Annotated in this window: 4 protein-coding genes; all 4 read right to left on the bottom strand. The window is 70.9% G+C overall.

Going from position 1 to position 12854, the window contains the following annotated elements; translation table 11 throughout:
* Positions 1-21 precede the first annotated feature (21 nt).
* The 4 genes from R6Y94_RS35375 to R6Y94_RS35360 all read right to left on the bottom strand — a co-directional run bounded on the left by R6Y94_RS35375 (position 22) and on the right by R6Y94_RS35360 (position 12743).
* Positions 22-1311: an IS701 family transposase gene (locus tag R6Y94_RS35375; protein WP_318395470.1), complete on the bottom strand. Its 1290-nt coding sequence runs from the start codon at positions 1309-1311 to the stop codon at positions 22-24.
* Positions 1312-1455: 144 nt separating this feature from the next.
* On the bottom strand, positions 1456-3795 hold the full coding sequence (locus R6Y94_RS35370; RefSeq protein WP_318400825.1) for a SulP family inorganic anion transporter: 2340 nt from the start codon (positions 3793-3795) through the stop codon (positions 1456-1458).
* 219 nt (positions 3796-4014) lie between these two features.
* Entirely contained in the window at positions 4015-6285 is a 2271-nt protein-coding gene (locus R6Y94_RS35365) for a UvrD-helicase domain-containing protein (RefSeq protein ID WP_318400823.1), read from the bottom strand.
* Complete coding sequence (locus tag R6Y94_RS35360) at positions 6285-12743, bottom strand: DEAD/DEAH box helicase (protein WP_318400821.1); 6459 nt, start codon at positions 12741-12743, stop codon at positions 6285-6287. The genes R6Y94_RS35365 and R6Y94_RS35360 overlap by 1 nt, the downstream gene beginning before the upstream one ends.
* Positions 12744-12854 lie beyond the last annotated feature (111 nt).

The raw sequence follows: 12854 nt of genomic DNA, 5'->3' as shown, positions 1-12854 counted from the left end.
TACGGCAGCCGCCGTTCGGGATCATGGTTGAAGTTCGAGGTTGAGGCGGTGTGTGTAGTGGGCTCGTCGGGCTCGGGCTTGATGACGGCGTCGCCAGTGTGACCAGTGCAAACGGTGGGCGAGGTCATGGAAGGACCGGATGACGAGGGTGTTGATCAGACGGCGGATCTCGTTGACGGTGAGCTTGATCATTCCGGTGTCACTCGGCTCGTCGGGGTCGTCGGTGGCGGTGTCGGCGGCGCTGATCGCAAGGACAGCGAGGGCGGCCAGGGCGAGGGTGGTGAAGCGGTGCCAGGAGTCCCAGCGGCGGACTTGGTGCTGGTCCAGGCCGACCTGGCCCTTGGCGGCCTGGAAGCTCTCCTCGACGGTCCAGCGGATGCCCGCGACTCGAATGAATTGGGCGAGGGTGGCCGGCTTGGGTGCCCAGCAGCGGTAGAAGGCCAGTTCACCGGTGGTGGTGTTACGGCGGATGAGAAGGCTGTGCCGGCCGCCGTCATCGGGGTCGGCGTCGGTGCAGACGTCATCGAGCCAGGCCCAGTCGTAGAAGCGAGGACCCTTGGACCCGGCGCCGGCGCTGCGGCGTTGCCATGCTGATGCCGGTAGGTCGGCGGCCACCCGGTCGGCGCGGACGCGGGTCTTGCCGCCGTCGAGCGGGACCAGGTGGCTGCGGGAGACCGCCAGGACGTAGCCGAGCCCGTGTCCGCGCGGGTGAGCACGAAACACGCTGCTGTTGCCGTATGCCTCGTCCGCGGCGGCCCATCCCGCTGGGACACCGGCATCGAGGGCAGCGGTGATCATGTCCGCGGCCAACTCCGACCGGGTCGCGAAGCCGATCTCGTCGGGCACGCCAGCGGCCTGGCACCGGTCGCGGTCGTCGGTCCATGACGCCGGTAGGTACACGCGTCGGTCGATCAGGGTGTGTCCGTGCCGGCTGGCGTAGGCCAGGAACACCCCGACCTGGCTGTTCTCGATCCGCCCCGCCGTGCCCGTGTACTGCCGCTGCACCCCGACCGTGTGGGTGCCCTTCTTCAGGTCCCCCGTCTCGTCCGGGATCAGGACCGCGTCCGGGTCACCGAACCGGCCGGCGACCAGCCGCCGCAGGTCATCGCGGACGGCGTCGGCGTCCCACACCGCCCGGTACAACAGCCGCTGCATCGCGTCCGGCCGGGCGTAACCGGCCTGCTCCGCCAGTTGCCAGCACGTCTTGACCTCGATGTCGGCCAGTAATCCGGTCACGAACGCCGCCGCCGCGCGACGCGGTTCCACCCGCCCGAACCTGCCCGCGAAGCATCCGAGCACCCCGGCCAACACTCGTTTCCACCCGGCAACGGCTACGCTGTGACACGCGGCCACCGCCCGATCTGATGTTGTGTCCACAACGCACAGACGATCACGCGGTGGCCGTCCCTCGTCTACTCCGCCTGAGCAGCAAGATCTCAAACGGCGGCTGCCGTACTAGGGTCGGACGAAACCCGCGCCGCTGATCTCCAACTCCTGGTCCGGCGGCGAGGTGAACCGCTGGCGCTGCTCGTCGAGGACCAGCAGCAGGCCGGTCGGGATGTCGAAGAACAGCCCCTGCACCGACACCTTCGCCGGCCCGACACCGCGGGCGGCGAGGAACTCCCGGAGCACCGCGACCTGGCGTGCGACGTTCACCATCGCCAACTGGTCGACCTCGGCGCGACCGTCCCCGGCGGCGGCCAGCCCGACCGGATGTCCGGCCCGCCACGCCGCCCGGCTCGGCCGCCCCCACCGCAACCAGCGCCCGACGTGGCTCTCCTCCTCGTCGCGCCCGCCGAGCAGCCCATGCATGGCCCCGCACCCGGAGTGCCCGCAGACCAGCAGCGCCGGCACGCAGAGCACCTCGACGGCGTACGAGACGGCGGCCGCCACCGAGGACTCCGCCGTGTGGTCGGCGGGGACGAGGTTGCCGATATTGCGCACCGTGAAGAGGTCACCCGGCCCACTGCTGGTGATCACGTTGGGCAGGATCCGGGCGTCGGCGCAGGTCAGGAAGAAGCTGTGCGGCTTGTGCCCACCATCCAGTTCGGTGAGGAACGGCAGCAGCCGGGCTGCCGACCGGCGGTGGTATTCGCGTACCCCGACGTGCAGCGGCCGGAGCGCGGCCAGCGCCGATCCGGGCTGATCGGCGCGGCTCGGCTCACCCGCCCCGTCCGGGTGCCGGGCCTGCCAACTCGACCAGGGCGAGAACCAGCGCGGCGGCACCAGGGCGTGGATCCGCCGGGACGGCCGGGGGTGGTCGCCGCGCAGGGCCGCCGGGCCCACCTCGTCGAGGTGTACCCGCCCGCCGGTGCTCTCGTGCTGTCGTACCCACCAGTCGAGGTGGTCGAAGGCCGCGTGGTCGAGGAAGTCGGTGACCAGTTCCAGGTCGACGGTGCTGCCCGGCGGCACCCGCCCGAGGACCATGGAGAGCCGCGGAATGGCGAGAAAGCTGAGCGTCCCCTCGACGTGCACGGACCAGTGCTCGCGGCCGGCCGGACAGGCGCGTACCCGCTCGGCCTGCACCGTGGCCCAGACCACCCGGCGGAGGATCAGCACGACCGCCAGAACGAGTCCGATCAGGACCCCCTCCAGCAGGTTGAAGACCACCACGCCGAGGGCGGTGACGACGTAGACGGTCAGTTCGCGGTGCTGGCGTACCCGCCGGATGTCGGAGATCTTCACCAGTTGCAGGCCGACCACCACGAGGAGCCCGGCCAGCGCGGCCATCGGGATCCGCTCGACGAGTACGACAAGCAGGACCGCGAAGAGCAGGACCCACACTCCGTGCAGGACCGCGGAGCCCCTGTTCCGGGCCCCCGCGTTGACGTTGGTGGAGCTGCGCACGATGACGCCGGTCACAGGCAGCCCGCCGAGCAGGCCGGAGAAGCCGTTCGCCAGGCCCTGGCCGATCATCTCCCGGTCCAGGTTGGTCGGGATGGACCGGCGGCCGTCCCGGGCGGCCCGATCGGCGGCCAGCCGGTCGACGGCGGTGGCGGAGAGCAGACTCTCCACGCTGGCGATGACGGCGACGGTCAGTACCGCGGCGGCGACGGCCGGCCAGTCCCGATCGGGTAGCGCCGGCAGGTGCACGGCGGCCAGCAGCGACCCCGGCATCTCCACCCGGGCCAGGTCGACGTCGTTCCAGACCATGGCCGCGAGGGTGGCCAGGGTGACCGCGACGAGCGGGCCGGGTATCCGGCGGACCGGTCTCGGCAGCCGGGGCCAGAGCACCAGCAGCCCGATCACCGTGAGCCCGATCAGCGCCGCGTGGTCGTGCCGGGTCGCCAGTTGGGCCGGCAGGTCGATCAGGTTGCGCAGTGGTGTGGTGCCGGGTTCGCCACCGAGCAGCACGTGCAGTTGCCCGAGCACGATCGTGACACCGATCCCGGCGAGCATGCCGTGCACGATCGCCGGCGAGAGGGCGAGCGCGGTCCGGGCGAGCCGGCACAACCCGAACGCGACCTGCAACAACCCGGCAGCGGCGGTGATCGCGCAGGTGGCGGCCCAGCCGAACCGGCTCACCAGCTCCGCGACGACCACGGTCAGCCCGGCGGCCGGGCCGGTGACCTGGAGCGGCGAACCGCCGAACAGGCCGGCGACCACCCCGCCGACCACGGCCGCGATCAGGCCGGCAGCCACCGGAGCGTTGGAGGCGGCCGCGATGCCCAGCGACAGCGGTACGGCGACCAGGAAGACGACGAGCGAGGCCGGCAGGTCGTACCGGAGGCTTCCGCAGGCCCAGGAGCGAAGTCGGGTGGATGCGCCGGCCAGGCCGATCGGCATGCGCGACATGGTGCCTCCTCCGGCTCCGCCGGCCGCGATGACGGCGGAGGGGATTGGTTGCCGGACCGGCTCGCGTCCGATTCCGGTGCGCTGGTCGGGCTGTGGAGGGGGAACGTCGCTGTCCATCAGAATTGTAGCGCTAGATCATGGGAAATCCCTATAGCGATGATTTATCACTTTTACTCACCAGGAACCTTCGACGACTGGAGGCACACCAGGGGTGGACTGCTATTCGATCGGATGCGTCTGCACCAAGCGACCGGTAAGGAATGGGCTAGGTGTGCCATGCCAAAAGACGGCCAACTCGTCTCGGGCCCTGGTGGCGGCGACGAAGAGCAGAGAACGGTCCCGCTGCCGTTCCCGCTGGTGGCGCCGAGGATCGGTTTCACGGTAGCGGCCGATCATCTGCCGGGGAACAAGTCCGTCGCTGACTCCGGCGATGATGACTCGCTGGTATTCGAGCCCCTTGAACCGATGCATAGTGCCGACATGCACGCCGTCCGGACGCTTCGGCCCGTCCGGACCGATCTCGACCGCCAAAATGCCCTCGGCTTCCAGCCGGCCCGCAACCTCCGCCGCCAACTCACGCGTTGGTACGGCAACGGCCACCGAACCGTCCGCCGGCCTCCCCCAGGCCGTCAACCGATCAATAACCAGCTCACGTTCCTGGTGCCAGGATGCTGCGCTCCGGAAGGTCGGCAAGCCGCCACGCAGCAGTGACCGGTAGCCGGCGAGGTCCTCCGCACCGCCGTCGAGGTCGTCATAGGTCTCGCCGCTCATGATCTCCAACGCCGCGGCGAGGATCTGGCGGGTAGTCCGGTAGCTCAGGGTCAACCGGGCGGACCGGCCCCGGATATTGATGCCCAGGCTACTCAGTGTCACGTGGTTGTCGTAGATCCGCTGGTGCGTGTCACCCGTCAGGAACAGGTCATCCGGGCCGGCGGCGACCATCGCACGCAGCATCTTCCAGTGCGCGGCGCTGAGGTCCTGCGCCTCGTCCACCACGATGTGCCGGTACCGGTGCCGCAGGAAACCGCCCGAGTCCTCCGGTGGCAGGCCCGCACTGCGCTCGGCCCGGTCCATCTCCAACCGGGCCGCCCGTTCGGCCACCTGCCGCCAGGTCCATCTGCCCTGGTCGTCGAGCCACTTGGTGAATCGCTCGGTGAGCCGCCAGATCTGGTCACGTTCGACCCGGCTGAGCGAGCGACCTCGACCAGGACGCCGCGCGTTGAAGTAGTCGGTCCTGGAACCGAGCACCTGGCCGAGGATCACCTGGGCCCACTCGGCGGCCAGGAACTCCGCGTCCCAACCGGACTCCCCTGTTTCCAACAGGTACTGCTGCCAGAGATCGGGCACGGCGCTGTCGTCGACGATCCGCTTGCCCGTTCCCGCCTTCGCCTCGGCGACGACCCGGCTGGCCAGCCGGTCGATGTTGACGATGTCCACCCGGGACACCAGTTCCTGCCCACCGAGAGCGATCAGCCGCGTCCGTAGGTCCGCCGCGAGGTTTCGGTTGAAGGTGGTCAACAGGACTGGCTTGTCCGCCCCGGGCGGTAGCTTCCGGACCAGGTAGGCGACCCGGTGCAACGCCACGATCGTCTTGCCGGTCCCTGGGCCACCGCCCACCCGCGTGGGACCCTTGTACTGCTTCTCGACCAGTCGGCGCTGGGTGGGATGAAGGAAGATCTGCCAGCGGTCGAACGACTCGGCGAGCATCGCCTGCAACGCCTCGTCGTCGGACGAGACCTGCGTGGCTGGCCGCTCCACCGCCCGCCGGTAGTCGTCGGGGTCGACCACCTCCTCCGCCCGTACCGGCTCGGTGATGTGGGTACGCACGTGGTCGTACGACTTGCCGTCATGCAGCGACAGCAGCACGTCGGTGGTGAGCTGGGGAGCACGCTCGGCCAGCTCCAGCAGCCCGGTTTCGCCCGTCAGGTCGCGGATCTGCGGCAGTAGCGGTTCGGCGACTCCCAAGTCGACGAGTTGCGTGTCCGTGAACCTCTCGAACAGCGGGACCGCCCCTGCCGCCGGGTCGCCGGCTCCACCGTCATGAGAGGCTTCGCCCTGCGGGCCGGAGGCGGGCAGGGCGCCCACCGGGGCGACCTCCGGCACGGCCACCGACGAGTCGGGCGAGATCACCCGACCGACGATGCTGTCCCCCACCGGCTCCAGGTCGATCACCTCGATGCCGCCGGTCACCCGGTTGATCCGGTACGAGTACCGGTCCAGGTTCTCGTAGACGTCCTTGCGGTGCCGGATCGCGACGAGCAGGTAGTCGTGCTCGGTGATGTGCAGCAGTAGTGCCCGGTGGTCCTGGTTGATCCGTGCGGACCAGAGCCGGGAGCTGCCGGAGAGCTGCTTCAGCCGCAGCCCCGGATTGCCTGGGTTGTGCCGGAACTTGTGCATGAACTCGTAGACGGCCCCGATCTCCGCCCGAGAGAGCTTCATGACCTCCTTGTCGGCCCGGTCCAGCATCCGCAACGTCGCGGCCTTGGCCATCACTGACGCCCTCCCCCACTCCTCACTCCGAGCCGATCGATCAGCTCGTCCGCCGACCACTCCCGCGCGATCCGGACGTGCCAACCCGCGTCGGCATACGCACCGTCCCGGTCATGGACCTCCGGATCCTCGTCGGCGCCGGAGAGCACGACGGCGACCCGTTCGTCCGGCCAGGCGAGTTCGGCCTGCCAACCCTGGTCCCCGAGTTCGTAGCCGACGACCGGCACCGGCAGATCGCGCCGGATCAGCGCCTGCACCAGCGATTCCAGGCCGGACTCGTCCCGGTTGAGGTAGTGCAGCACCTCCGCCCAGGGCGAGTCGGTATCGGTGACGTCCTCGTCCGGCGGCGTCGTCTCCGGCGAGAATCCGAGCCACGTGGCGGTTTCGGCGTCGACCGGCATCGGCCGTTGGGTGAGCCGCATACCGGTACCCTCGGTCACGGCCATCGAGGCAGGGTCGAAGCCGTCCAGCGCGGTCCGGGCGAGCTGAGCACCGTCGCCACCGCCGCTGCTCAGAAACTGGATGATGTTGGTCCAGGCCAACCAGCCCATCCACCGACGCCGGTGCTGCGCCCGCCCGTCGTCGGTACCGGCGTTGACCGTTTCCGGCCGGTCGTCCACCACCGTCAGCGCCGACCAGATCCGCTCCGCACCGCGACCGTCCACCACGATGGTCACCGGGCAGTCCGCGGCGTCGACCGACCGGACCAGGGTGATCCGGCCCGGCCGGGCCGGCGGCAGGGCCTCGCCGCGCAGAGAGGCCACGATCCGCTCCCCGATACCTGCCGAGTCGGCTGTGCTTGGCTTCTCCGTCGCCTGGACGAGCAGGCCGGCCAGGGCCGCTTCGGCACGACGCCGCCACCGCTGGGGCTCAGGCTCGGCCAGGAACCGCAGCAGCAGCTCGACCGGGTTGGTCCAGACGTACCGCTCCAGGTCGGCGGGGTCGGCATCCGGTACGGACTGCCGGTACAGATCTCGGGCGCGCTGCTTGGCCAGCCCGCCGTACGGCTCCCAGGTGGTGTCCGTCCCGTCCGTCCCGCCGCGCCAGCCGTCGACGTCGTCCCAGGTGATCCCGAAGACGTGGAAGTCGTGCGCCCGCAGCCGGTTGCGCTTCTCGGCGTCGTCGGCGAGCCGGTTGTACTGCGGCGACGCGTGGTACTTGAATCCGTCGAGGTAGACCGCGATCTCCGGGGACGGCGCGTCGAGCCGCCGGAAGTGCACGTCGGGCCGGGTGCCCCGGATCGTGTTCTGCAGCTTCATCTGCCAGTGCGTGACGTCCACCCCGTTCGGGGCGGTGAACCGCAGGTCGGCGATCCGGGCGCCGTCGTGGTCGGTTCGCCGCTCGATGCGTACGCCGGACCCCGGCTCGCCGGCCCACGCCAGCAGCTTGTTGAGGAACCGCATCTCCAACTCGCTCTCCACCTGGTGGATCAGCGAGATGTCGTCGGTCCGGGTGCCGGCTCGCACCGCCCAGGTGTCCAGGAGCCGGCTCAGCATGCCCAGTGCCTCGTCCCGGCTCATCAGGTTGAACTCGCTGTCCCGGGCGTACCGCAGCAGGCACCGGTGGCAGGCGGCCCGCCCCTCGTGCCGGCAGACGCAGTTGCCGATGATCTGCCGGGCCCGGGCGAGGATCTGCCGGAACTGCTCCGGGTCGGCGAGCCGGTGCAGATAGCCGGTGCCCTGCGGCTGCGTGTCGTACACGACCACGTAGTTGCGGGTGCCGCCGCTCTGCGCGTCCGGCATGGTCGCGGAGAGCACCCGGAGGTGGGCCGGGTCCCCGCCGTACTCGGCGGCGATGCCGAGTCGCACGGCCGCGGCGAACGACACGACGCGCTCCTCCACCAGCGCGGTGACCGCCGGGATCAGGATCCGCAGTGCCTCGGTCCGCAGCTCGTGGGCCAGGATCAGCGGTACGTGGTTGGCCGTGCCGGGCGATCGGCGGTGCGGGCACCAGGGCCGGTGGTGTTCGGCCTCCTTGGCGACGGCCGAGCCGGCGAGGTGCGCGGCGACCTCCTGGCTCACCATGGGCTGCCCGTCGATCGTCGTACCGCCGCAGGAGTCGCAGGTGTGGAACGGGTTGATCCGCACCTCGTCGCCGGCAAAGAACTCGCTGGCCCGGTCGTAGCGCTGCGCGCCGAGGTTGTAGTGCCGGATCGTGGCCTGCCGGGTGTAGTCGACGCCGAAGGTGTCCCCGGTGTGCCGCCAGGACGAGTCGATCTGGCCAGGGTCGACGTCGACGGTGATCCGGGTGGCGTAGAAGCGCCGTTCCCGGTCGTCGCTGTCGTCCCGGATCCGCGCGTCGTCGCGGCGGTCCCGGGTGAGCACCCGGGTCGGTTGCAGCACGTTGAAGAGCCGGCTCTGGTCGGCGAGCCCTTCGTCGCCGCAGCGCGGGCATCCGCTGGTGTCCTCCTGGGCGAGGTGGGTACGGGCGTAGCCGCACCGGGCACAGATCCGCCAGCGTTCGTACGCCGGCCGGTTCGCCGGGCCGAGGTCCAGGCCGGAGATCTCGTGCTTGTAGCCGCGCACGTAGTACGCGTTACCGGGGGCGATCTCGACCAGGGCCTGCCGGGCCGGGCGGTCGTACTCGCGCAGTTCGGTGTGGAACCGCCGGCTGCCGTCCGGCATCTTGTCTTCCCAGGTGAGGGTGGCGTCCAGCAGCGTGCGGTTGTCGATCAGGGCGTAGTTGGGCAGCAGTCCGAACTCGACAAGTGTGCCGTGCGCGGCGGCGCCGGCGATCCGGTGCAGCAGCTTGCGTACCTCGCGGGCCTCCGACTTGAGCATCTTCAGCTCGCGGGCGTGGTCCGGATCGCTTCTCACCAGCGTTCCCGCGACGGCGTCGATGCCGGCGAGCCGCCGTTGCAGGTCGCCCCGGCGGTCCTCCCAGGCCGCGTCGGCCCGCTTCACCCGGTCGGTCAGCCCGGCGTCGGCGAAGTGCCGGAGCTGATCGGCGGCGACGTCCGAGATCTTGTCGCCGAACAGCCGGAGGAACCCCTCGACCAGCCGGGCTCCGTCCCGTTGTCCGGCGTCGGCGAGCGTTGCCAGCCAGCCGGTGGTCCCGAACAGCAGGTGCGCCCGCCGGGGCAGCGGCAGTACGCCGGGCAGCCGTCCCCGGGCGGCGAGGTCGATCAGGTGTGCCAGGTACTGCCGGCGCAGGATCTCCACGGCGGAGAGGAAGCAGCCGGGCGGAACGATCTGGCCGGCGATCATGTCGCGCGGTTCGGTCAGGTAGTAGCGGTCCCGCTCGGATCGGCCGACCAGGGTGAGCACGAGGGCGTTGCCACTCTTCCGGCCTGCCCGCCCGGCCCGCTGGACGTAGTTCGCCGGCCCGGTCGGCAGCGAGGCCAGCACCACCGCGGAGAGCGCGCCGATGTCGATTCCCATCTCCAGGGTCGGGGTGCAGGAGAGCACGTTCGGATCCGTGTACCGGTCACCGGCCCGGAACCGCTCCTCCACGGTCTCCCGCTGGGCTCGGGTCAGCATGCCGGTGTGTTCGCCGGTGACCACCCGGAACACCGGGCTCTCCAGGTAGAGCCGCCGGTAGTAGTCGTCCGGCGCGGTGTCGTCCGGGGCCGGTCGCAGCCGCCCGGCGCAGCGGTACTGCCGGCACGGCTGCCCGATCCAGTCGGCGACCCGGTCCGGGTGCTCGGTCTGCTGCCAGTGGCAGGTGTCGCAGCCGACCCCGGCGGCCACCGCGGCGGCGTCGTCCAGCAGGGTGACCCGGAGATGGCCGGGCAGCAGCCCGTACACCCGGTTGCCGTCCTCGGTGTCCCGGGCCGCGACGATGCCGGCGGCGGCCAGCGCCGGCAGCAGCCGGCCGAGATAGCCGGCGGCACCGGACGCGTCGAGGCCGAGGCATCGGCCGGCCCAGTCCTGGTACCAGTTACCTTTGGCACTGATCGCGTCGAACTCGGATCGCGCCTTGGAGTTGGCGAGCAGGAACGCCGGCCCGGAGAGCCCGCGCGGAAACGCCGGCATTCCCTCCGGGCGACCGCCCCAGATCTGCCAGCGGGCACCACCGCGTCGCAGGTAAGGCACCAGCCACTCGTGGTAGATCGCGCCCCGGATGCGCAGCCGTGCCAACAGGCCGCGCAGGAAGGCGAGGTAGCGGGCGTGGTCCGGCAGCGGGCCGCCGTCGGCACCGGGCCCGGTCAGGTGTACGTCCCGGCACAGCGCCGCCGCTGCGGCCGGGTCGTCAAGTCCGACCTCGACGGCGACGGTACGGGTCAACTCCAGCGTCCGCCCCTGCCGGGCACGCAGTCCGGTCTCCAGGACGGCGGCGAAGGCGAGCCGCTCCCCGACCAGCGTCCACGCCTTCCGGTCCCGCAGGTTCTCCCCGGCCAGCAGGCTGTCCACTCCGGGCTGGTCGTGCAGGTCGGGCGGGACGACGGTGGAGAGGATCTCGGGCTCGACGGCGGCGCCGATCATGTCGACGATCAGCTCGTCCAGCCCGACCGGCTCGCCGGGGCGGAGTTGCCGCGCCAGTAGGGAACGGAGCGAGAAGGCGTAGGACCGGTTGGCCACGAAGCCGGCCCGGTGGGCGGCGTCCTGCACGGAGTCGTTGAACAGCAGGGTCTTGCGTTCGGCGCCGACCAGTTCGCCGCCGGTGAAGAGCTGGGTGATCGCCACCGAGGCGAGGGTGGCCAGGCCGGCGCCGAGGTAGCGGATGCCGTGGTCGAGCTCGCAGGAGGGGCAGCGGTCCTTCTCGGCGGCGTCGAGCCCGAGCAGGTCGCCGAGGACGACGATCGACTCGTCGCCGAGCCGGGCGTCCCGGTCCCGGGCCGGGTCGAACGGGCGGACCCGTCGGCCGTACTCCAGGACCAGCAGTCCCCGGTCGCGGTGCTGGATCTCGTCGTCGGTGGCCGCGACGAACGCCCGGACCCGGCGCTTGTCCCGGCCGACCGAGCCCCGGTAGATCTTGTCCGGGTCGGTCTCCAGTTCCTGCGGATCCTTCTCCGGCGAGAGTGCCGCCCAGCCGGAGCGCCCGCAGTGCCGGCAGTAGATCGCCGGCAGCCGCTGGTACCGGTTGTCCGCCACCACCTGGTCGACTTCCGGGGCGAACGGGTCGGCGTCGCGCTCCGGCTCGCCGTACCAGCCGAAGGTGGTCTCCGGGCCGACCCCGCGCAGCAGCCGGGAGACCGCGCGTACCCAGAGGTGGGTTTCGATGTTGAGCAGCGGGCGGCCCGGCGCGTCCGGGTTCTCGGCCCGGGCCAGCAGGCCGACGAACCGGGCCAGCGCCTGCGCGGTGACCTCGGGCCGGGTCTTCATCGCGCTGCCCCAGCCGGTGGCGTTCTTGCGCGGCAGCACCTCGATGACCTCGGCGGAGGTGCGCGGGTCGGTGCCGAGCGAGTCGAGCACCGCCTTGGTCAGCGGGTGCCGGCGCAGCAGCGCGCCGAGCCGGGCCGGGTCGGTCGGCGCCTCGCCGAGGACCAGTTCGGCGACGCGCGCGGTGAGCTGCCCGGCGTCGCGCCCGTCGAGTGCGGCGAGGGTGTCCGGCTCAGGCAGCGGCAGGCTGAAGTCCTGCTCGGCGATGAACTCGGCCGGCTCGTAGCGGTCCTCGCCGATCAGCGAGTCCGGCTCGAACGGCACCCCGAAGACCTGCTCGGCGACCTCGCGGATCGCGGTCCGGCCGTCCCGGCCACCGCCAGAGCCGAGGGTGGCGGAGGTGGCGACCGGGCAGATCGGGCCGAGTGGACGGTCCGGGGTCGACCGGCCGAGCGCGGCGGCGAGCCGGCGCAGCAGGATCGCCACGTCCGTGCCCTGCGCGCCGTCGTAGGTGTGGAACTCGTCGAGTACGACGTACGCCGGCTGGGCCCCCTCCCACAGCGGCACGTCGTCGGCGCGTTGCAGCAGCAGGTCGAGCATCTTGTAGTTGGTGATCAGGATGTCCGGTGGGGTACGCCGCATCTCGGAGCGCTTGGTGAGCACCCGGGGGTACTCGACGGCGGCCACGTCGCCGATGTAGAGCCCGGCGGTGACCTGGTGCAGGTCGGCATTGTCGACCAGCAATTCGTTGAGCCGTTTGGTCTGGTCGGTGGCGAGCGCGTTCATCGGATACAGCAGGATCGCCTTGATCCCGGGCCCGTACTGTCGCCGGGCCCGCCGGCAGTGGTCGAGCAGCGGGATCAGGAACGCCTCGGTCTTGCCGGAGCCGGTACCTGTGGTGATCAGTGTCGGCTCGGCGGCCTTGCCCAGTGTGGACAGTCGCGCGAACGCCTTCGCCTGATGCAGGTACGGCGTGAAGCCGGCCGGTGCCCAGTCGAGTGTGGCGCGCCAGTCGCCGGTCGCCGGCCGGAACGGTGTGCGGATCCGCAGGTACGGCCCTCGGAAAATGCCCTGCTCAGGATGGGTGAGAAACGCCTCCAGCCCGCGCCGGACCGGCTCGTCGGTCAGCCCGAAGGTGGTGGTGAGGTACTGGGTGAGCGTCCTGCGAAGGGTGTCGGCAGCGATCGTCGGCTTCATGAGCAACTCACCGCAGGCATGCTACTCGTCTATCTCTAGATCAATCTGTCGTGATTCCGTCTACGGTGGACGACCGAACGGCGTGCTGCGGGCTGCCGATGGTGCAGCTCG

The sequence above is a fragment of the Plantactinospora sp. KLBMP9567 genome (genome assembly GCF_033446045.1).
Taxonomy (GTDB): Bacteria; Actinomycetota; Actinomycetes; order Mycobacteriales; family Micromonosporaceae; genus Plantactinospora.
Note: the sequence above shows the minus strand (reverse complement) of the source record. Positions and strands in the feature narration are given on the sequence as shown.

Excerpts from the sequence above, each read along its gene's own strand:
- R6Y94_RS35370 (WP_318400825.1), bottom strand. The coding sequence starts at position 3,795 with ATGTCGCGCATGCCGATCGGCCTGGCCGGCGCATCCACCCGACTTCGC.
- R6Y94_RS35365 (WP_318400823.1), bottom strand. The coding sequence starts at position 6,285 with ATGGCCAAGGCCGCGACGTTGCGGATGCTGGACCGGGCCGACAAGGAG.
- R6Y94_RS35360 (WP_318400821.1), bottom strand. The coding sequence starts at position 12,743 with ATGAAGCCGACGATCGCTGCCGACACCCTTCGCAGGACGCTCACCCAG.